Source organism: Brevundimonas sp. ZS04 (assembly GCF_001956865.1).
In the GTDB taxonomy this organism is placed as follows: Bacteria; Pseudomonadota; Alphaproteobacteria; order Caulobacterales; family Caulobacteraceae; genus Brevundimonas; species Brevundimonas diminuta.
In genome coordinates this window covers 590970-611363 of record NZ_MTHE01000001.1, presented here as the reverse complement: position 1 = coordinate 611363, position 20394 = coordinate 590970, and the positions used below count along the sequence as shown (strand labels likewise).

The 20394-nt window shown below is 66.2% G+C and carries 22 protein-coding genes, 1 tRNA gene and 1 pseudogene; 17 read left to right on the top strand and 7 right to left on the bottom strand.

The annotated features are described in order from the left end of the window. Positions 1-10: 10 nt before the first annotated feature. The 4 genes from BJP32_RS03000 (at position 11) to BJP32_RS02985 (ending at position 3732) form a co-directional block, all read left to right on the top strand. The gene (locus BJP32_RS03000; protein WP_076222822.1) at positions 11-1573 is read left to right on the top strand and encodes a cytochrome ubiquinol oxidase subunit I; all 1563 of its coding nucleotides are present in this window, start codon (positions 11-13) and stop codon (positions 1571-1573) included. Positions 1574-1598: 25 nt separating this feature from the next. Beyond that, the gene (gene cydB, locus BJP32_RS02995) at positions 1599-2747 is read left to right on the top strand and encodes a cytochrome d ubiquinol oxidase subunit II (protein ID WP_076222763.1); all 1149 of its coding nucleotides are present in this window, start codon (positions 1599-1601) and stop codon (positions 2745-2747) included. 22 nt (positions 2748-2769) lie between these two features. Then, positions 2770-2889: a cytochrome bd-I oxidase subunit CydX gene (gene cydX, locus BJP32_RS02990; protein ID WP_003165496.1), complete on the top strand. Its 120-nt coding sequence runs from the start codon at positions 2770-2772 to the stop codon at positions 2887-2889. Between the two features lie 189 nt (positions 2890-3078). Continuing rightward, positions 3079-3732 carry an OmpW family protein gene (locus BJP32_RS02985; protein ID WP_223851000.1) on the top strand — a complete coding sequence of 218 codons (654 nt, stop codon included), beginning with the start codon at positions 3079-3081 and terminating at the stop codon, positions 3730-3732. Positions 3733-3797: 65 nt separating this feature from the next. Here BJP32_RS02985 and BJP32_RS02980 read toward each other — a convergent pair whose 3' ends face one another. Beyond that, on the bottom strand, positions 3798-4538 hold the full coding sequence (locus tag BJP32_RS02980; protein ID WP_003165494.1) for a Crp/Fnr family transcriptional regulator: 741 nt from the start codon (positions 4536-4538) through the stop codon (positions 3798-3800). Between the two features lie 59 nt (positions 4539-4597). Then, positions 4598-4987 carry a hypothetical protein gene (locus tag BJP32_RS02975; RefSeq protein WP_143255403.1) on the bottom strand — a complete coding sequence of 130 codons (390 nt, stop codon included), beginning with the start codon at positions 4985-4987 and terminating at the stop codon, positions 4598-4600. 138 nt (positions 4988-5125) lie between these two features. Here BJP32_RS02975 and BJP32_RS02970 point away from each other — a divergent pair, with 138 nt between their 5' ends. The 6 genes from BJP32_RS02970 (at position 5126) to rplA (ending at position 8151) form a co-directional block, all read left to right on the top strand. Further along, entirely contained in the window at positions 5126-5656 is a 531-nt protein-coding gene (locus BJP32_RS02970) for a pyridoxamine 5'-phosphate oxidase family protein (RefSeq protein ID WP_003165491.1), read from the top strand. Positions 5657-5794: 138 nt separating this feature from the next. Next, a tRNA-Trp gene (locus BJP32_RS02965) sits at positions 5795-5870 on the top strand. Between the two features lie 70 nt (positions 5871-5940). Beyond that, the gene (secE, locus tag BJP32_RS02960) at positions 5941-6240 is read left to right on the top strand and encodes a preprotein translocase subunit SecE (RefSeq protein ID WP_003165490.1); all 300 of its coding nucleotides are present in this window, start codon (positions 5941-5943) and stop codon (positions 6238-6240) included. Between the two features lie 13 nt (positions 6241-6253). Next, positions 6254-6829, top strand: a complete 576-nt coding sequence (nusG, locus tag BJP32_RS02955) for a transcription termination/antitermination protein NusG (RefSeq protein WP_003165489.1) — start codon at positions 6254-6256, stop codon at positions 6827-6829. Between the two features lie 197 nt (positions 6830-7026). Further along, positions 7027-7458 (top strand): 50S ribosomal protein L11, encoded by a 432-nt coding sequence (gene rplK / locus BJP32_RS02950; protein ID WP_003165488.1) that lies wholly within the window; start codon positions 7027-7029, stop codon positions 7456-7458. Between the two features lie 3 nt (positions 7459-7461). Beyond that, positions 7462-8151 carry a 50S ribosomal protein L1 gene (gene rplA, locus BJP32_RS02945; protein ID WP_003165486.1) on the top strand — a complete coding sequence of 230 codons (690 nt, stop codon included), beginning with the start codon at positions 7462-7464 and terminating at the stop codon, positions 8149-8151. Between the two features lie 93 nt (positions 8152-8244). On the opposite strand, the gene BJP32_RS02940 is transcribed toward rplA, so the two are convergent. Next, positions 8245-9330, bottom strand: a complete 1086-nt coding sequence (locus BJP32_RS02940) for an aspartyl/asparaginyl beta-hydroxylase domain-containing protein (protein WP_233126683.1) — start codon at positions 9328-9330, stop codon at positions 8245-8247. Between the two features lie 268 nt (positions 9331-9598). Between BJP32_RS02940 and BJP32_RS02935 the strand changes: the two genes are divergently transcribed. The 7 genes from BJP32_RS02935 (at position 9599) to phhA (ending at position 14639) form a co-directional block, all read left to right on the top strand. Further along, the gene (locus BJP32_RS02935; RefSeq protein ID WP_046654324.1) at positions 9599-10255 is read left to right on the top strand and encodes a DUF47 domain-containing protein; all 657 of its coding nucleotides are present in this window, start codon (positions 9599-9601) and stop codon (positions 10253-10255) included. 6 nt (positions 10256-10261) lie between these two features. Beyond that, complete coding sequence (locus BJP32_RS02930; RefSeq protein WP_046654322.1) at positions 10262-11263, top strand: inorganic phosphate transporter; 1002 nt, start codon at positions 10262-10264, stop codon at positions 11261-11263. Next, positions 11263-11709 carry an NUDIX hydrolase gene (locus BJP32_RS02925; RefSeq protein ID WP_003165481.1) on the top strand — a complete coding sequence of 149 codons (447 nt, stop codon included), beginning with the start codon at positions 11263-11265 and terminating at the stop codon, positions 11707-11709. Before BJP32_RS02930 ends, BJP32_RS02925 begins: the two co-directional genes overlap by 1 nt. Before the next feature lie 62 nt (positions 11710-11771). After that, complete coding sequence (locus BJP32_RS02920; RefSeq protein ID WP_157683909.1) at positions 11772-12326, top strand: DUF2059 domain-containing protein; 555 nt, start codon at positions 11772-11774, stop codon at positions 12324-12326. A 296-nt stretch (positions 12327-12622) separates the two neighbouring features. After that, positions 12623-13138, top strand: coding sequence for a 50S ribosomal protein L10 (gene rplJ / locus BJP32_RS02915; protein ID WP_003165479.1), 516 nt, complete (start codon positions 12623-12625; stop codon positions 13136-13138). A 55-nt stretch (positions 13139-13193) separates the two neighbouring features. Then, on the top strand, positions 13194-13574 hold the full coding sequence (gene rplL / locus BJP32_RS02910) for a 50S ribosomal protein L7/L12 (protein WP_046654319.1): 381 nt from the start codon (positions 13194-13196) through the stop codon (positions 13572-13574). A 189-nt stretch (positions 13575-13763) separates the two neighbouring features. Continuing rightward, on the top strand, positions 13764-14639 hold the full coding sequence (phhA, locus tag BJP32_RS02905; protein WP_046654317.1) for a phenylalanine 4-monooxygenase: 876 nt from the start codon (positions 13764-13766) through the stop codon (positions 14637-14639). Positions 14640-14894: 255 nt separating this feature from the next. Here phhA and BJP32_RS02900 read toward each other — a convergent pair whose 3' ends face one another. From BJP32_RS02900 to BJP32_RS02885, 4 genes and pseudogenes are all read right to left on the bottom strand, one after another. After that, positions 14895-16325, bottom strand: a complete 1431-nt coding sequence (locus tag BJP32_RS02900) for an alkaline phosphatase PhoX (protein WP_046654316.1) — start codon at positions 16323-16325, stop codon at positions 14895-14897. Between the two features lie 91 nt (positions 16326-16416). Next, a complete protein-coding gene (gene astB, locus BJP32_RS02895; protein WP_003165474.1) occupies positions 16417-17751 on the bottom strand; it encodes an N-succinylarginine dihydrolase in 1335 nt (444 codons plus the stop codon). Next, positions 17748-19175 (bottom strand): annotated as a pseudogene (gene astD, locus BJP32_RS02890) (succinylglutamate-semialdehyde dehydrogenase); the annotation flags it as partial. The pseudogene astD and the gene astB, both read right to left, overlap by 4 nt. 208 nt (positions 19176-19383) lie before the next feature. After that, positions 19384-20391: an arginine N-succinyltransferase gene (locus BJP32_RS02885; protein WP_003165472.1), complete on the bottom strand. Its 1008-nt coding sequence runs from the start codon at positions 20389-20391 to the stop codon at positions 19384-19386. Positions 20392-20394 lie beyond the last annotated feature (3 nt).

Here is a 20394-nt window from a genome sequence, read left to right as displayed (position 1 = left end):
TGAACCCATGATCGACCTGGCGGTCGTAGACCTGTCACGCCTTCAGTTCGCACTGACGGCGCTATACCACTTTCTATTCGTGCCCCTCACATTGGGCCTCTCCTTCATGCTGGTCATCATGGAGAGCATCTATGTGATGACCCGCAGGCCCATCTGGCGGACGATCACCCGCTTCTGGGCCACGCTGTTCGGCATTAACTTCGTGCTGGGCGTCGCCACCGGCATCACCATGGAGTTCCAGTTCGGCATGAACTGGAGCTACTACTCGCACTACGTCGGGGACATCTTCGGGGCGCCGCTGGCGATCGAGGGCCTGATGGCCTTCTTCCTGGAAGCGACCTTCGTGGGCCTCATGTTCTTCGGCTGGGACAAGCTGAAGCCGGTGACTCACCTGTTCGTCACCTTCCTGACGGCGTTGGGCACCAACCTGTCGGCCCTGTGGATCCTGATCGCGAACGGCTGGATGCAGAACCCGGTCGGCGCGGCCTTCAATCCGGACACCATGCGTATGGAGGTCACGGACTTCATGGCCGTGCTGTTCAACCCGGTGGCCCAGGCCAAGTTCGTCCATACCGTTTCGGCCGGTTATGTCTGCGCCTCGGTCTTCGTGCTGGGCGTGTCGGCCTTCTATCTGCTGAAGGGCAAGCACAAGGGCTTCGCCAAGCGGTCGATGACGGTGGCCGCAGCCTTCGGTCTGGCCTCGTCGCTGTCGGTCGTGGTTCTGGGCGATGAGTCGGGCTACGCCCTGACCGACAACCAGAAGATGAAGCTCGCTGCTCTGGAGGCCATGTGGCACACCGAAGAGGCCCCGGCGGGCCTGACGGCCATCGGCTTCCCCAGCCTGGAAGATCGCAAGACCCACTATGAGGTGAAGATTCCCTATGTTCTGGGTCTGATCGCCACGCGCAGCGTCGACAAGCCCGTCGAAGGCATTCTGAACCTGGTGGCTATCGCCGAGGACCGCATCGAGCGCGGCGTCGTGGCCTATGACGCCCTGGAGAAGATCAAGGCTGATCCGACCGACATGGCTGCGCGCGGCCAGTTCGAGACGGTCCGCAACGACCTGGGCCACGGTCTGCTGCTGAGACGCTATGTCGAGGATCCGCGTCTGGCCACGCCCGAACAGATCCAACTGGCGGCCTGGAGCACGGTGCCGAACGTGCCGGTGATGTTCTGGACCTTCCGCGTCATGGCGGGGATCGGTTTCCTGATGATCGGCCTGTTCGCCACGGCCTTCATTCTGTGCACCCTGCGCAAGCACGAAACCCGGTGGTTCCTGCGTCTGGCCGTTCTGGCCATTCCGCTGCCGTGGATCGCGATCGAGTTCGGCTGGATTCTGGCCGAGGTCGGCCGCCAGCCCTGGGCCGTGGAAGGCGTCCTGCCGACCTTCCTGGGCGCATCCAGCCTGACGGTGACGCAGTTGTGGACGACGATCATCGGCTTCACCGTGCTTTACGGCGCCCTGGCCGTGATTGAAGTGGGCCTGATCCTCAAGGCCATCAAGAAGGGCCCCTTCCACGAACAGGAAGCCCAGGACGAGTCGGCGGCAGACGCCGAACCGGCCGTGGCCTGACGCTTCAGATCAAGGATAATCGAAGATGGAACTTCCTCTCGACTTCGCCACGCTTCGCCTGATCTGGTGGGGACTGGTCGGCATTCTGCTGATCGCCTTCGCCCTGACGGACGGATTCGACCTGGGCGTCGGCGCCCTTCTGCCCTTCGTCGCCAAGACGGACGAAGAGCGCCGCATGGTGATCAACACCGTCGGCGCCACCTGGGAAGGCAACCAGGTGTGGTTCATCCTGGGCGGCGGCGCGATCTTCGCCGCCTGGCCCTTCGTCTACGCCGTCAGCTTCTCCGGCTTCTATCTGGCGATGTTCCTGGTGCTGTCGGCGCTCATACTGCGCCCGGTCGCGTTCAAGTATCGCTCCAAGCGGCCCGAAGCGAAGTGGCGCTCGATGTGGGACTGGGCGCTGTTCATCGGCGGCTTTGTGCCGGCGCTGGTGTTCGGCGTGGCCATGGGCAACGTCCTGCTGGGCGCGCCCTTCCGCCTGACCAGCGAACTGCGCGCCTTCTATGACGGTTCGCTGCTGGGCCTGTTCACGCCGTTCACTCTGATCGCGGGTCTGCTGTCCGTGGCCATGTTGGTGTTGCACGGCGCCGCCTGGCTGGGGCTGAAGGCCGAACGCGGGCCCGTGGCCGACCGCGCACGCATGATCGGCACCGTCGCCGGCGTGCTGAGCATCGCCCTGTTCGCGATCGGCGGCCTGATGGTGGCCTATGGCGACATGGGCTTCCGCATCACCGGCGCCCTGGACGTCAACGGCCCGTCCAACCCGCTGCGCACCACGGTCGAGGCGGTCTCCGGCGCCTGGATGGACAACTACGGCCGCTATCCGTGGATGATGATCGCTCCGGCGCTCGGTTTCCTCGGCGCGGCGGCGGCGGTCCTGGGCCTGTGGCGGCGCAGCGAGCCCCTGGCCTTCGGCGGTTCGTCGCTGTCGGCGGTGGGCGTCATCTCGACCGTCGGCCTGTCGATGTTCCCCTTCATCCTGCCCAGCACGATCGACCCGCAGTCTAGCCTGACGGTGTGGAACGCATCGTCCAGCCACTTGACGCTGTTCATCATGCTGCTGGTGACGCTGATCTTCCTGCCGCTGATCCTTCTCTACACGGCCTGGGTCTACAAGGTGCTGTGGGGTCGTTCCACGACCCAGGCGCTGCGCAGCAACCCCGACCTCTACTGATCCCGCGAAAGGAGATCATTCCATGTGGTATTTCGCCTGGATCCTTGGCCTGGGCCTTGCGGTGCTCTTCGGGGTGCTGAACGGCCTGTGGCATGAGTTCCAACTGTCGGACGCCGGAGACGAGGGCCATTCAGAGCCCTGACGCTTCGGCCGCTGATGCCGACTGAAAGATCCCCTTCGGCGCTTGTCGGAGGGGATTTTTCTTGGCCGAAACCGAAGAAATATCCATGGCTTGCGATGGATCAAGGCTGTGCGGCGGTTGCAGGCGCATGATCGGCAAGACATCGAAGCCGGGCGTTTTTCGATCCGGCGAATGTCGGGGATTAAACTAATGAAAACCGCCGCCGCATTGATCGCTTCCGTTAGCCTGCTGGCCGTCGCGGGCGCCGCCTCGGCCCAGAACGCCGCGCCTGAACAGGTAGGCAAGGGCTCGTTGATCGTCACGGCCCGCATGACGGGCGTCCTGCCGCAGGCCGATGACGCCATCGTCACCGCCGCCGGGGCCGACAGCGGCCTGAAGGTCGATGTCGGCGATGACTGGATGCCGACGCTGGGCTTCACCTATTTCGTCGCCGACCACTGGGCCGTCGAGGCCATCCTGGGCGCGACTCAGCACGAAGTCCGGGCCAAGGGCGGCGCGACCGACGTGGCCGTGCATGAGACCTGGGTGCTGCCGCCGGTTGTGACGCTGCAATACCGACCGACGCCGAACGCGACGGTCAGCCCCTATGTCGGGGCGGGGGTCAGCTACATGGCCTTCTTCAGCGGCAAGGATAAGAACGGCTTCGAGGTCGATCTGGACGACGGCTTCGGCGTCGCGCTTCAGGCCGGGGCGGACTGGAACCTCTCCGGCCCGTGGACGCTGAACCTGGACGCCAAGAAGGTGTGGTTCGACACGGACGCCAAGATCAACGGCGGCGCGCTGAAGAGCAGCGTCAGCCTGGATCCCTGGGTCGTGTCGGTGGGCGTCGGCCGCAAGTTCTAAAGCCGATGCAGGGAGGGGCGCGGAACGTCAGGCCGCGTCCCCTTCACCTTTTTTCTGAAATGAGATCAGGCGGCGCCTTCGCCCAGGGCCTTGAGGGCGGCCGGATCGGGCAGGGCGACGTCATTGCCCGGCAGCAGCTGGATCAGGCCCGAGGTCTTGAACTGGGTGAAGACCCGGCTGACCGTCTCGATTGTCAGGCCCAGATAGTCGGCGATGTCCAGCCGCGTCATCGGCAGGTGGACGTGGCCCACGGCGCCGCCCAGCTGCACCTGTCGCTCGGACAGGCGGGTCAGGAAGCTGGCCAGCCGCTCGCGCGCGGTCTTGCGGCCCAGCAGCACGATCTGCTCCTGCGCAGCCATCAGTTCGTCCCCGGCCAGGGCCACCAGGCGGTGCTCCAGCGCGGGCAGGGCGTTCAGCAGTTGATCGAAGTCGCCACGCCGGAAACGGCAGGCGTTCAGCGGCGTCAAAGCCTCGGCCGTGAAACTGGACGGACCGCGTCCGCCCAGGCCCAGGAAGTCGCCCTGGAACAGGAAGCCGGTGATCTGGCGTCGTCCGTCGGGCAGCAGGCGATACAGCTTCACCGCGCCGTCTACGACGTTGAAGACATAGGGGTTCGGGTCGCCCTCGTGGAACAGGGCCTGGCCGGGCTGGGCGGCGACGCTTTCGCTGGCGCAGGCCATGCTCTGCAATTCATGGCCCTTCAGGTCCGCGCAGACGCCCAGCGGGCGGGCGCCGCAGGTGGAGCACGGATGGACGTCTTCCAGACGCACCTCTTCGATTTCGGCCTGGGCCGCAGCGGTGTTCACGAACGTCGTCTCCCGGATAGCGCGGCAGTCTAGGCGATAAGCGGCCGATTCCGAATAGGTCAGCCTGTCCTAGCCGTCAGTTCGGCGGCGCAGTCCGGTGCGGCGGCTTCCTCCGCGTAGCGTAGCCGAGCGCCCAACTGACAGGCCAGGGCGGTCAGTTCGACGGCCAGGCTCTGCCGCACCAGGGGCCGCACCCCCATTTCGCGCACCACGAAGGGACCGGCCCACAGGGTCTCGCCGTACTCCAGATCGGGCTGGCGCCACCAACTGACGAAGCCCAGCACCCCGCCGCGCTGATTGCGGGCGCTGAGGATGCCCCGGCTTTCCGGCGCGGCGCGCCAGGCGGACAGGAAGGCGTCCCACTGCGCCGGCTCCAGATTGGGCCGCCACAACCGCGCCAGGGCGAAGGCGGCCGGCGCCTCGGCTTCGCTGAGGGGGGCCACCTCCAAGCGAGGCGCATCGGACGCGAAGCGGGACTCTGTCATAGGGGCATTGGAACCGAAGCGGCGTCCAGTCGCCTTGATCTGCGTCAAGGCTGCGTCGAAGCTGTTCAGCCAATCTGCCTCGTCATCTTCTGGAGAAACGCCATGAGCTCGACCTCGCGCATCACCCCGATCCACGGCGGCGCGGTGGCCGCCATCCTGAAGCTGCTGGATAGCCAGAAGCTGATGACCCTGGCCGTGAACCGGGCCGACGGACGGCCGCAAGCGGCGACGCTGGGCTATCTGAACGACGGGCTGAACCTCTATTTCGTCACCGCCCGCGACAGCGAGAAACTGAAGAACATGACCGCCGACCCGCGCGTCGGCGTGGCCGTGCGCGGCGTGGGCGAGGAAGGGGAGGCGGTCGGCGTCTCCATCGACGGCCGCGCCGAGGAGGTTACGGACGGCGACGAGGTGAAGCGGCTGAACGACCTGATCATCGCCCGCTCGCCTGACCTCAGCCCCTGGGCGCCCGGCGGCGACGCCGTGGCGGTGGTCAAGGTGATTCCCGAAGAGATCGAGGCGGTGGCGGTGGTGGAAGGCCGCAGCCGGGCCCAGACCTTTTCGATCGGCGATTCCGACGCCCTGGTGAAAGGGCTGAGCTATGAGCCCAGCGCCGTGGCGCGTCTGTTCTGAGGAAAATCCGCGACTTCGCGCGTCTGCGGCGCAGATGGCCCTTGAAATGACCGTGGGGCTCGGGCATACGCCCCCCTCTGGCGAGGGTCGCGCCGCTGGGTGGTTATCCACGGCGCGCTGATCTTTGTCCGGGACACTAGGAGTGTAGCTCAGCTGGTAGAGCATCGGTCTCCAAAACCGAGGGCCGGGGGTTCGAGTCCCTCCACTCCTGCCATTCCCCCTGTTGTGATCGCCTGGGACTTCCCATGTGGAGCAGCAGGATCCAGAGGTTGAAGAGACGTCAAATGGCCAAGGCGAAGACCCCGGGCGGCCGCCGCACCACGGGGACCAAGACCGCAGCAGCCGCGCAAGGCGCAGCGACCGTGGCCGTCGACGCGCCCGCGCCGAAGAAGAAGACGTCCATTCCGCAGTTCATCAGCGAAGTTCGCGCTGAAGCCCGCAAAATCGTGTGGCCCAGCCGCAAGGAGACCTGGATCACCTCGGTGATGGTCTTCATCATGGTGCTGATCGCGGCCGCCTTCTTCTGGATCGTCGACACGGGTCTCGGCTTCGCGTCCCGCATCATCCTCAGCCTTGGCCAATAAAGGAGACGCGCACATGACCGATGCAGCGCCCAAGCCGGCGGCCAATCCCCGCCACAAGTGGTACATCGTCCACGCCTATTCGAACTTCGAGAAGAAGGTCGCCGAGCAACTGCGCGACCAGGCCAAGCAACAGGGCCTGGAAGACGCCTTCTCTGAAATCCTGGTTCCGACCGAGGACGTCATCGAGATCCGCCGCGGCAAGAAGGTCAACGCCGAGCGCAAATTCTTCCCCGGCTATGTGCTGGTGAAGATGGAGATGACCGACGAGGCCTATCACCTGGTCAAGAACACGCCGAAGGTCACGGGCTTCCTGGGCGCCGCGGGCGGCACCAAGCCCCTGCCGGTGTCGGAGCGTGAAGTTCAGAACATCATCGGCCAGGTGGAAGAGGGCGTCGAGCGTCCGAAGCCCACCATCCGCTTCGACATCGGCGAGAACGTCAAGGTCATCGACGGCCCGTTCGCCAGCTTCGACGGTCAGGTCGAAAGCGTCGACGAAGAGAACGCCCGCCTGCGCGTGGCCGTCTCCATCTTCGGCCGCCCGACCCCGGTCGAACTGGAGTACAATCAGGTGGAGAAGGTCAGCGCCTGATCGGCTGCTGACGCCACGCAGAGATCGGGACCGTCTTCGGGCGGTCCCGTTTGCGTTTTCAGGGTCTGCCTGCTAAACGCGCGCCTTCGCTGGACGGCCTTCGAGTCGCCCGGCGTCAAATCCGTGGAAGGCAGCCATGCCGCACCACGGCTCACCGGCCGGGCGCATCGTCGCCGGGTCATTCATAGGAGAGACCAATGGCCAAGAAGATTCTCGGCTATATCAAGCTGCAAGTGCCGGCCGGTTCGGCCACGCCTTCGCCCCCGATCGGCCCGGCTCTGGGTCAGCGCGGCGTGAACATCATGGGCTTCTGCAAGGAGTTCAACGCGCGGACCGAGAAGGAAGCCAAGGGCACCCCGCTTCCGACCGTCATCACCGTCTATCAGGACAAGTCGTTCACCTTCATCACCAAGACGCCGCCGGCGACCTGGTATCTGAAGCAAGCCGCTGGCATCAAGTCGGGCGCCAAGCTCGTCGGCCGCGAGTTCGCCGGCAAGATCACGCAGACGCAACTGCGCGAAATCGCCGAGAAGAAGATGAAAGACCTGAACGCGAACGACCTGGACGCCGCGTCGCGCATCATCGAGGGCTCGGCCCGCGCCATCGGCATTCAAGTGGTGGAGGGCTAAGACATGGCTAAGCTGACCAAAGCCCATAAGGCCCGCACGGGCGTCACCGAAGACCTGCTGGCCTTCTCGGACGCCATTAAGCTGGTGAAAGACAACGCCAAGGCCAAGTTCGACGAGTCGATCGAAATCGCCATCAACCTGGGCGTCGACCCGCGTCACGCCGACCAACAGGTCCGCGGCGTGGTGAACCTGCCCTCGGGCACCGGCCGTGACGTCCGCGTCGCCGTCTTCGCCAAGGACGCCAAGGCTGATGAAGCCAAGGCGGCCGGCGCCGAGCACGTCGGCGCTGAAGACCTGTACGAGAAGATCGCCGGCGGTTTCATGGACTTCGACCGCGTGATCGCGTCGCCGGACATGATGGCCCTGGTCGGTCGTCTGGGTAAGGTGCTGGGCCCGCGCGGCCTGATGCCGAACCCGAAGGTCGGCACCGTGACCCCGAACGTCGCTCAGGCCGTCAAGGACGCCAAGGGCGGCGCCGTCGAGTTCCGCGTCGAGAAGGCGGGCATCGTCCACGCCGGCATCGGCAAGGCCTCCTTCACCCAGGACGCCCTGGAAGCCAACGTCAAGGCCATCGTGGACGCCCTCGTCCGCGCCAAGCCGTCGGGCGCCAAGGGCACCTATGTGAAGCGCATCGCCCTGTCCTCGACGATGGGCCCGGGCTTCAAGATCGACCCGGCTTCGCTGGGCGCCTGATCCGGCTTCACGGCTAAGAATGACGACGGTCCCGGAAGAGCGATCTTCCGGGGCCGTTTTCTGTTGGGCGGGCTTGAGAGGCCAGTCGGGGATTCAGCCTCCCGTGAACTCTCGCTGCGCCTTCATCATCTCGGTGATCAGCCGTTTCTCGCCGTCGTCGAGGTAAGGGTTCCAGACGTCGAAGATCAGGATGACGCGCATGGCCTCCGCCTCATTCCACGCTTCATGCTCGATGGTGTCGTCAAAGACCCAGGCGCGGCCCATCTCCCATTCGCGCACTGTATTGCCCACGCGGAAGCGCGCCGGTCCCGGCAGGACCAGCGGCAGGTGCGTCAGCAGGCGCACGTTCGAGGAGCCGGTGTGCGGCGGAATATGCGTCTTCGGCTGAAGCGCCGAGAACATGGCGGTGGGCGCGAAACCGTCCTGATCCGCCATGGGCAGGCTTTCCAGCAAGGCGGCGGTCTGAGGCGCGCGGGCGCAGACTTCATCTTGGCGGCGGCCGTCCTTCCATAGGAAGAGGGAGCTCCATTTGCGCGAGTGGTTCAGTTCGCCCCACTGATTGACCGGCGCGCCCTTGGAATAGGCGATGTAGGGCGAAAACTCGTCGAAGGCGGTTTCGAGCAGGGTCGCCAGTTCGGCCTGGATAACAGGGGTCGCCTCTTCCAACTGCGCCAGCCAGGGAAACAGGGTGCGGTCATAGAAGGGGATGACCGGCAGACGCGGATAGTTGAGCAGGAGCGGCTGTTGCTTGGGCGGCTGTTTCAGACCGGCGTAGATCTCCAGGCCTTCTTCAAAGCGATCCCGGCTGGCTTCGCCCAGGTCGGTCTTCAGCGGCGCGATGCGATCTTTCATGAACTCGGCCAGCGCCTTGGCGTGTCGGTCGATCAGGTTGCTGGCGTAGTCCATCTGGCTGACGACGCCGGGCGGGCAGGAGGCGCGCGGCGGGGCGATCTTCGGGGCGTTGCGATAGACTTCGACCGCCGCCTTGGTCTGGTTGACCTTCTCCAGCATGGCGCCCTTGGCCAGCAGCGCCATGAAGTCGTAGGGCCGTATGTCGAGCGCGTCGTCCAGAACACGAAGGGAGGCGTGGTAGTCCCCCATAAGGCGCAGGGCGACGGCGCGGTTCAGGATGGCGTTGTGCGTTTTACCGAACTGATCCGCCTGATCCAGCAACCGCAAGGCGGACTGGGGGTCGCGACGCGCTAGAGCCTGGCCAGCTTCGACAAGCAGGCGCTCCTGCTCCGCAGGGTAGGTCGTGACATTTTCAGGCGCTATTTGAACACAAAGATGACATTTTCTTCATGCGCCTCGGCTGGAACGGCGTCAATGGCTGGGGGAGAAATCCGAGAATCCGTATGCGGATGACTTGACGAAGAGGCCGGAAGCCGGGACTTGGGGCGCCGGCTCGGTCCTCGGTATGCGCGAGGCGGCCTTGCGGAGACGACCCATGCTCAACTGGTTCCAGGCGCTGTTGCCGAAGGAAGACAACTTCTTCCGGCTGTTCGACGCCCACGCTCAGTCGCTGGTTCATGGCGCGGGCGCCCTGCGTCAGATGATGAACGGCGGACCCGAGACCGGGGAATGGTGCGCCAAGGTGGTCGCCCACGAGGAAGAAGCCGACGAGATCGCGCGCGAGGTGCTGTTCGCCGTGCGTCGCAGCTTCATCACTCCGTTTGACCGTTCGGACATCCGCGGCCTGACCAACTCGCTGGACGACACCATCGACCAGATGCAGAAGGCGGCCAAGATCGTCACCCTGTACGAGATGCGCGATTTCTCGCCCAAGATGCAGGAGTTGGCCGACATCGCGGTCGAATGCGCGGCCCTGACGCAGGAGGCCTTCGGCCTGCTGCCGGCGATGCGCAAGAACCATGAGCGGCTGGCGATCCTGACGGAGCAGATCACCAACCTGGAAGCCCGCAGCGACGACCTCTATGATGCGGGCATGAAGGCGCTTTATGAGGCGCACCGTCACGACATGACGGGCGGCAACACCCTGGGCTTCATCATCGGCAGCCAGCTGCTGGATCACCTGGAGAAGGTGATCGATCGCTTCGAGGACGTGGCCAATCGCATCAACGGCGTCTTGGTCGAGCACCTGTAGGGCGCCATGGATCACGCCCTCCTGATCCTGGTCTTCCTGATCGGCGTCGCCCTGCTGTTCGATTTTCTGAACGGCCTGCACGACGCCGCCAACTCGATCGCCACCATCGTCGCCACGCGCGTCCTGCCGCCGATCTATGCGGTGGGGTGGGCGGCCTTTTTCAACTTCATCGCCTTCCTGTTCTTCGGCCTGCACGTCGCCGACACCATCGGGCGGGGCATCATCTCGCCGGACGTGATCTCGGATCAGGTGATCTTCGGCGCCCTGATGGGGGCCATCAGCTGGAACGTCATCACCTGGCTGGGCGGGATCCCGTCGTCCAGTTCGCACGCTCTGATCGGCGGCCTGCTGGGAGCGGGCATCGCCAAGGCGGGGGCCAGCGCCGTGGTCATCGCCGGGGTGCTGAAGACGGTGGGCGCCATCTTCATGTCGCCGGCCATCGGCTTCCTGCTGGCCCTGCTGCTGGTGCTGATCGTGTCCTGGCTGTTCGCCAAGGCCAATCCCAACTTCGCCGACCGGGTCTTTCGAGGTTTGCAGTTCGTGTCGGCCTCGGCCTATTCCCTGGGCCACGGGGGCAATGACGCCCAGAAGACGATGGGGATCATCGCCATCCTGCTCTATTCGCGCGGCATGCTGGGCGGCGAGTTTCACGTGCCCTTCTGGGTGGTCATCACCTGTCAGGCGGCCATCGCCCTGGGCACCCTGTTCGGCGGCTGGAAGATCGTTCACACCATGGGATCGCGCATTACGCGGCTTAGCCCCCAGCAGGGTTTCTGCGCTGAGACGGGCGGGGCCATCACCCTGTTCGCGGCGACCAGCATGGGCATTCCGGTGTCGACCACCCATACCATCACCGGCGCCATCGTCGGCGTGGGCGCGGCCAAGCGCGTTTCGGCCGTACGCTGGAGCGTGGCGCGCAGCATCGTCACCGCCTGGTTCATCACCATGCCGGCCGCCGCGGCCATCGGCGCCCTGTTCTACGTCCTGGGCGGGCTGTTCCTGACCTGATGTCCAGCAAGCCCCGCACCTTGTCTTCGGAAACGCGCCAGATCGCGGCCTTGCCTTGGCGGCATGGCTCGAACGGCGTGGAGATCATGATGATCACCTCGCGCGAGACGCGGCGCTGGGTCATCCCCAAGGGCAACCGCATGGCCGGCAAGACCGACGCCGAGGCCGCCGTGATCGAGGCCTATGAAGAGGCGGGCGTCCAGGGCGACGTCATGGGCGCGCCGATCGGCTGGTTCCGATACGGCAAGCGGCTGAAGTCCGGGCGGGTCCAGGCCACCATCGCCAGCGTCTATCCGCTGGAGGTCTTCATCCAGCTGGGCGCCTGGCCCGAAGACGCCCAGCGCGAGCGCCGCTGGATGTCGACCGAAGACGCCGCCGCAGTGGTGGACGAGGACGAACTGGCCGAACTGATCCGCGACTTCGATCCGGGGCGCGGGACGGAGTAGGGCGCGCGCTTTCAATGACGAACGGCGTTCGTTATGGGTGTGGCCTCGCTATGGAGAATCCGGTGTCGCCCGTTCTGTCCGCTGTCTGTTTCACCCTTGTCGTGACGGGAGCGACCTTTGCGGCGCCCGTCCATGCTCATGCGTCGCTCGAGGAACAGGCCAAGGCCTCTGTGCAGGCTCCGGACAATCGCGCGGCCTTGACCCGTCGCTATCTGGAGTTGACCACGGGCGGTATCGACAAGCTCGTACAGCAACTGGTCAGCGATGAACTCACGGGCATGGCCGACGAGATGCCGGCCGAACAGTTGGAGTGGTTCCGCGCCAATACCGTCATCATCCTGCGGCCTCATATGGATGGACTGATCCAGAGCTTGAGCGACGACATCCAGACGCGCTTCACCGAGGCTGAACTGGAGGCTTTGGTCGGCTTCTACGACACGCCGCAGGGGCGCGCGATCGCCGCCAAGCAGATGGAGATGGGCGGCGCCTTGAACCAGGCCATGCAGGGCTTCCAGATGGCCTATCTGCAAGATTTGATGACCAAGTTTTGCGGCGCCTTTGACTGTGAGGCCATGACCCGACAGGCGGCGGGCGGAGCCAAGCCCACCAAGCGTTGATTTTCTCGCCGGGCCGTGTATAGAGCCCGCATCTCGTCAGGGCCTCGGTTCTGACGATGCCTGTCCGAGAACTTCGGGATGCGGGGGTCGCCCGCGTCGTAAACGTCCAGAGAGCCCTCTGGCGCCGTGGGGAGATGGGGATGCAAAGACCTTTTGCCTGCCGGCATCCGGCGGGCGGGCTACGCTTCCTTCGGACAATAAGACCGGCCTGAACGCTGTGCAGCGATGCATGGCGCTTAAGCCAAATCCGTCGTCGGGAATAAGCCCGGCGGCGAATACCAAAACTGGAGACCACAATGGACCGCGCACAAAAAGCCGAGTCGATCGAATCGCTGAAGAGCGTGTTCGCCGACGCGGGCGCCGTGGTCGTGACCCACAACCTGGGTCTGACCGTTGTGGAGATGGAAGACCTGCGTGGTCGCCTTCGTAAAGAAGGCGGCGCGTTCAAGGTGGTGAAGAACCGTCTGGCGCTCAAGGCGCTGGGCGTCGAGGAAGGCAGCGAGTACCACAGCCTGTTCAAGGGCCCCGTGGGCATCGCATACGCCGCCGATCCCGTCACTGCCGCCAAGGTCACGGCCGAATTCGCCAAGGGCAACGACAAGTTCGTCATCCAGGGCGGTTTCATGGGCGACAAGGTTCTGGACGCCAAGGGCGTCGAGGCCCTGTCCAAGCTGCCGTCGCTGGACCAACTGCGCGGCAAGCTCATCGGCCTGCTGCAAGCCCCGGCGACCAAGGTCGCTGGCGTCCTGCAGGCGCCGGCCGGCCAACTGGCGCGCGTCTTCAACGCGTACGCGACCAAAGACGCCGCCTAAGCCCCGTCATCTCTGCATATCTCTCTGAACCTCATCCTACCGAAGGAAGACTAAAATGGCTGATCTCGCCAAAATCGTTGAAGAACTGTCGGCTCTGACCGTCCTGGAAGCCGCTGAACTGTCGAAGCTGCTGGAAGAGAAGTGGGGCGTTTCGGCCGCCGCTCCGGTCGCCGTCGCCGCCGTCGCCGGCGCTGCTGAAGCCGCTCCGGCTGGCGAAGAGCAAACCGAGTTCACCGTTGTCCTGGTTGACGGCGGCGACAAGAAGATCAACGTCATCAAGGAAGTCCGCGGCGTCCGCACCGACCTGGGTCTGAAGGAAGCCAAGGACCTGGTCGAAGGCGCTCCGCAGCCGGTCGTCGAGAACGTCTCGAAGCAAGCTGCTGAAGAGCTGAAGAAGAAGCTGGAAGAAGCCGGCGCCAAGGTCGAAATCAAGTAAGATTTCGGAACTGGCCTCTGGTTCGCCAGAGACAGCTTTCAAAGCGAAGCGGGTCGGAGGGAAACCTCCGGCCCGTTTTCTTTTGCGCCGCGCCGCGCCACGAAAGCGCTGCAACAGCCGTGCGTGACGTGGACGAAAACGCGCGCTAATCTGCCCCGAAAGGCCATCAGAGCCGTGAGGAGCGTCCCCATGTCCGACTTCGAGCACGTTTTCGAGCAGCCGCCGGAAGGCGCCGCCGCCGACTGGACCATCCCTCAGAACTGGTCGGCCTATACCGAGGTCGAGCATCAGACCTGGAACACCCTGTACGAGCGGCAGATGAAGATCCTGCCGGGTCGCGCCAGCGAGGCCTTCCTGCGCGGCCTGGACGCGTTGGACCTGAACGCAGGCGGCATTCCCGACTTCGAGGTCATCAACCCCAAGCTTCAGGCCCTGACCGGCTGGACCGTGGTCTGCGTGCCGGGGCTGGTGCCGGACGAGGTCTTCTTCGATCACCTGGCCAACCGCCGCTTCGTCTCGGGCCAGTTCATCCGCAAGCCGGACCAACTGGACTACCTGCAGGAGCCGGACATCTTCCACGATGTGTTCGGCCATGTGCCGATGCTGACCGACCCCGACTTCGCCTCCTATATGGAGGCCTACGGCAAGGGCGGGCAGCGGGCGGCGTCGCTGGGCATGCTGCCGAACCTGGCGCGCCTCTACTGGTACACGGTCGAGTTCGGCCTGATGCAGGAAGCGGGCGAGCTTCGCATCTATGGCGCGGGCATCGTGTCGTCGGCGACCGAGAGCGTCTTCAGCCTGGAAGACCCCTCGCCGAACCGTCTGGGCTTCGACCTGGAGCGGGTGATGAAGACCCTCTATCGGATCGACGACTTCCAGCAGGTCTATTTCGTCATCGACAGCATCGAACAGCTGAAGCGAGAGACGCTTCAGGACTTCGGCCCGATCTACGACCGTCTGCAAGGCGCCGAGGCTCTGCCGATCGAGGCCGTGCTGCCGACCGACAAGGTGTTCACGCACGGCACCCAGGCCTACGCCGCCAAGGGCGGGCGGTTCGCGGCATAAGGCGGCGCATCTTCTCCCTCCCCATGAAGGGGAGGAAGAAAAAACAGAGTCCAATTCGTCTGAATCGTCTGAACCTCTCCTCTGCGGCGGCGCGGGGGAGAGATCATCGCATGGGCGCAGGCGACAGTGTGAAAGCGCGGGTCTACGCGCGCCGACGCCGGAAATTCTCTGCGGTTGGACGGCGAGGGTGCGCTGACAGCCCTCTGTCCGTCCCCCTCGGGACAGGCCCGAGGGGGACGGTATGGGGGAAGGGCCTCAGGCCCTGAATCGCTCCCACGGGCCGGTGACGGCCAGCGTCATGCCGGGGGAATACAGGTTCACGAACATGGTCCGGCCGTCCGGCGCCCAGCAGACGCCGGCGAACTCGGTGTTCGATTCATCGGCGTCGTGGCGCATGGCGTTGCGGGCGATGGCGTAGACGCGGCCGTCGGGGGTGACGCCCTTTACATGCTGGGTGCCGACCTGCTTGTCTTCGCAGCCGATGACGTGGCCGTTCGGGGCGATGGCGATGTTGTCGACATAGTCCAGCACGGCGCGGTCGCCCGCCTCGACGAACAGCTCCAGCACGCCCGGCTGGCTGGCCTCGTCCGATTGGCCCTCGCGCGGGCTGGGGACGTAGCGCATGATCTGGCCGTGGCGGCCGACGCCGCCGGAGGTGCAGGTGAAGTAGAGGTGATCGCCCGCCCAGTGGACGCCTTCGCCGCGCGCGAACAGGGCCGCGCCCGAGGCGTGGCCGCGCAGGGACAGGTCGCCGTCGGGGCTTTCGACATGATCCAGGTCGACCCAGCGCACGGCCAGGCGCTGGCCCTGGCGCCACAGGACGTCGTTCCAGTTGCGGGTGTCGCCGCGCGCCTGATCGACCAGCGCCAGGGCCTGAAGGCGGCCGCCCGCCTGCAGACGGCGCGGGTCGGTCGGCAGGTAGCGGTAGAAGAGGCTCTCGGCCGTGTCCTCGGTCATGTAGACGACGCCGGTGCGCGGATCGATGCAGGCGGCCTCGTGCTTGAAGCGGCCCATGGCGCGGATCGGGGTCGGATCGACCAGGCCGGTGGCGCGCGACGGCACCTCGAACACCCAGCCGTGGTCCTGAGGCAGGCCGTCCTTGGTCCCGGCGACGATCTCTTCGCAGCTCAGCCACGAGCCCCAGGGGGTGACGCCCCCGGCGCAGTTGACCGCCGTGCCGCCCAGGCTGAGGTGCTGGCGCTCGGTGCGGCCGGTCCTGAGGTTGTAGACGACGGTGGTGGTGCCGCCGCCCAGCGGAGCGACCGCGCCGTTCTCATCGGGATAGACGCCGTAGACGCGGGCGCGGTCCAGATCGCCGACCAGTCGGTGATTGGCGCCCCAGGCGCTGGCGTTGAACTCCAGCGGATTGACCTCGTGGTTGCGGACCAGGATCACCCGGTCCTCATCCAGCCCGAAACAGCCCATGCCGTCGAACTTGTCGGGGGTCAGCAGGCCGTCGGCCATGGTCTCGCCCGCCTGGGACGCCACGCGGTAGGAGAAGCCCTCGGGCAGGTCCAGCAGGCCGTAGGGGTCGGCCTTCATCGGGCCGTAGCCGAACACCTCGTTGCGAGAGGGGCCGTCGACGAAGCCGCCCGGTTCGGCGGCGACGGCGTGGGCGCGTTTGGCGTAGCCCGACAGGGCGAGGGCGGCGGCGGAGGCCATGAAGGCGCGGCGTGAAGCGATCATGCGCCGTGCTTACGAGCGGTGCATTACGGTCCGATGACGGCGGCTTGACCGCAGCGTGACGAGGGCTGCGGCCGATGGTCCTGTCTGAGGGTCAGATCCGCTGGAACGGATAGAAGCCGCCGCCGAGGTTCAGGATCTGCGTCAGCTCGTCCAGCGCGCCGCGCGTCTCGTCCAGCAGGGCGGGATCGGCCAGGTCGTGCGCCGTCAGGCTGTCGCGATACCAGCGACGGCCCCAGTCCGACAGGCGGGCGTGAAGGGCGTCGGTCAGGCGCATGGCCGGATTGGTCGCCGCCAGCTCGGCCTCGGTCAGGACGACGCGCAGGCGCAGGCAGGCCGGGCCGCCGCCGTTGCGCATCGACTGGCGCACGTCGACGTATTCGACATGGCCGATCGGGCCGTTGGAGGCGGCGAGCCCTTGCGCGACCGCATGGCTGCGCGGGTTGTCGCGCGTCTCGGTCGGGCAGATCAGGGTCAGGCGGTCCTGCCCCGGAACCCGGATCAGCATGGAGTTGAACAGATAGGAGCTGATGGCGTCGGCCAGCGGCAGGTCGGCGGCCGAGACCTCGACGAACTGCGGCTCGAACCCGTCGGCGGCGGCGCGGATGGCGGCCTTGGTCGCGTCCGTGTCCTCGAAGGCCAGCTCATGGAAGAAAAGGGTGTCCAGGGCCCCGACGCAGACCACGTCGTTGTGGAAGGTGCCGCCGGCGATGGCGGCCTTGCCCTGACGCGCCAGGACGGCGCCGGACGCTTCGTGGCGGCGCATGATCGCCTCGGACGCCTCGCGCGTCTGGCGGGCGGGGTAGGGACCGTCCCAATGCTCCCAGGCCTCGCGGCCCCAGACCATCAGATTGACGCCCGCCTCGCCGTGATCGCGGCATAGGCGGACGTGGTTGGCCGCCCCTTCGTCCGCCAGATGGGCGACCGAGGGCAGGGCGTCGTGGACGGCGAAACGGCTGGCGTCGGGGAAGAGGGCGTCCAGCGCGCGCTTCGTCTGATCGTGCTCAAGGCTGCGGTGCAGGTTGGTGATCAGATTGGCGGGGGTGAAGTGGACCCGGCCGTCACGTGCGTCGGCGCTGGGCGTCACCGTCGCGGCGTTGGCGGCCCACATGGGCGAGGCCGAACAGGCGGCGGCGGCGAAGGAGGGCGCGTCCTTCCATGCGCGCTCCAGCACTTGAGCGTCGGAGCCCGAGAAGCCGAGGTCGCGCAGGAAGGGGATGTTCGGCCGCTCATGCGGAGGCAGGACGAACTGGGGCAGGCCCAGGTCGGCCAGGGTCTTCATCTTGTCGAGGCCCTGCAGCACGGCCGCGCGGGGGTTCGACGCCTCGCCCTTGTTCAGGCTGGACGCCAGATTGCCCGGCGACAGCCCGGCGTAGGAGTGGGTCGGCCCGATCAGGCCGTCGGCATTGGCCTCGACAGCAGAAGTCATGCGCGCAAGCCCTTGATCTCGTTTTCGATGTTCTTGACCGATCCCGCCTCGAAGCTGGCGACCGGATAGGCGCAGTAGTCGGCGGCGTAATAGGCGCTGGGGCGGTGGTTGCCGCTGGCGCCCAGGCCGCCGAAGGGCATGTCGCCCGCCGCGCCCGTGGTCGGGCGGTTGAAGTTCACCACGCCCGCGCGGATGCGGTTGATGAAGCGGTCCCAGTGCTTCGCATCGTCGCTGACCAGACCGGCGGACAGGCCGTATTTGGTGGCGTTGGCGGCGGCGATGGCGGCGTCGAAGGTCGGGACGCGGATGACCTGGAGGAAGGGAGCGAACATCTCCTCATCCTCGACCGCGACGCCGGTGACGTCGATGATCGCAGGCTTGACGAAGGCGCCCGGCAGGTTGTCGACCGGACCCGAGGCGCGGATCACGCGCGCGCCCGCGTCGATGCGCTGTTGCAGGGCGGCCAGCGCGTTGCCGGCGGCCTTCTCGGAGATCAGCGGCCCGGCGTAGGGTTCGGGGTCGCTGTCCCACGGGGCGAAGTTCAGGCGGTCCGACATGGCGGCCACGGCCTCGACGATGGCGTCGCCCTGCGCGCCTTCCGGCACGATCAGGCGGCGCGCGCAGGAGCAGCGCTGGCCGGTGGTGACGAAGGCGGACTGGACCACGATGCCCGCGACGGCTTCGGCGTCGGCGGCGTCCCAGACGACCAGGGGGTTATTGCCGCCCAGCTCCAGCGCCAGGATGACGTGCGGATCATCGGCGAACTTGCGCCGGAAGTGCGCGCCCGCCGCGCCCGAGCCGGTGAACATCAGGGCGTCGATGGGCTGGTCCAGCAGGGCCGCGCCGGTCTCGCGCCCGCCTTGCACCATGTTGAACACGCCCTTGGGCAGGTCGGCGGCGTCCAGGCATTCGGCCATTAGCTGGCCGGTCAGGGGCGTTTCCTCGGACGGTTTGAACACGACGGTATCGCCCGCCAGCAGGGCCGGGACGATGTGGCCGTTGGGCAGGTGGCCGGGGAAGTTGAACGGGCCGAGCACCGCCGAGACGCCGTGCGGGCGGTGACGCAGGGTCGCGCGACCGAAGGCGGTGTCGCTGCTGCGCTCGCCGGTGCGCTCGTCATAGGCGCGGATCGAGATATCGACCTTGCCCGCCATCGAGGCCAGTTCGGTCTTGGTCTCCCACAGGGCCTTGCCAGTCTCGCGACTGATGGCCTCGGCCATTTCGGGGGCGCGGTCTTTCAGGATGGCCTGATAGCGCTTCACCGCGTCAATGCGGTCCTGGCGCGGACGGTCGGCCCAGTCGGGGAAGGCGGCGCGGGCGGCCTCGACGGCGGCGCCGACCTGTTCGGTCGTGGCGGCTTCGCCTTCCCAGACGGTTTCGCTGGTGGCGGGGTTGGTGGAGGTGAAACGGGTCATTTGAGTTCTCCCCTTCTCCCCTTGTGGGAGAAGGTGGTCGCGGCAGCGACCGGATGAGGGGTTGCGGCGACGTCTGACGGGGCGGTGCTGTAGTTAAGATAAGAGGCGGACGTCGCGGCGACACCCCTCATCCGACCTGCTTCGCAGGCTGCCTTCTCCCACAAGGGGAGAAGGGCGTTTTTGTGCGCTACCGCCTTCGGCTGTTTGAGCGCGGGTATCACGACTTCACCCGCACCGTGGCGCCGTCCTTGATCTTCAGGGCGGCGGCGACGTCGGGGGTCATGTGAACGGTTTCGCCGTCCACCAGGACGCGGGCGCGCACGGCGCGGAAGGCCGAGACGCTGTCGGTCGAGACGAGGCTGGGCAGTTCGACCTCGACTTCCTTCTCGATGCGGGCGCTCAGGACGCGGGCGTCGCGGACGGTGCGGATGTTGTCGCGGCCGCAGGCCACGGTCGGGCCGGCGTCGAAGATGTCGACCAGGCCGTTGGGGCGGAAGCCCTCGCTTTCCAGCAGGGCCATGGCGGGCACGCCCTGCGGGTGGACCTTGCCGATCACGGCGCGGGCCGGTTCGGGCAGCAGGTCGATATAGATGGGGTGACGCGGCGCCAGGTCGAGAATGAACTGCTTGTCGGTCGACCCGCTCATGCGGTCGGCGTCGTCGAAGTCCATCGGGAAGAACTTGTGCGCCACATGGTCCCAGAAGGGGCAGTAGCCGTCGGGCGTGAAGACGCCGCGCAGTTCGGCCAGGACGTTGTCCGCGAACAGGTCCGGCTGGGCGCCGATCAGCATGTAGCGTGACTGGCTGAGCAGGCGCCCGGCGCCGCCCTTGCGACGATCGGCCTTGAGGAACAGGGAGCCGACCTCGGTCCAGCCGGTGCACTCGTTCACCAACACCAGGGTCTGATGGTTCAGCTTGATGCCCAGCGAGGGCGACTGGACCGTGTTGTTGACCACGCGGAAGCTGAAGAAGGGGCGCTTCAGCCCCACCGTCGCCTTGACCGAGCCGACGCCGTCGATGTCGCCCGTGTCGCCGTCTTCCAGCATCAGGGTATACCAGGCTTCCTGCGGCGGGATGCGGCCTTCGAAGCTGGCCTGGCTCAGTTCCAGGCGCTCGCTGAGGACGTCGGCGTCCTCGGGCAGGCTGGTGAAGCCGGGGCCGGACAGGATGGCCAGTTCGAGCAGGTGATGAAGGTCGGCGGGGCCGGCGGGGCGAACAACGAGCATGCG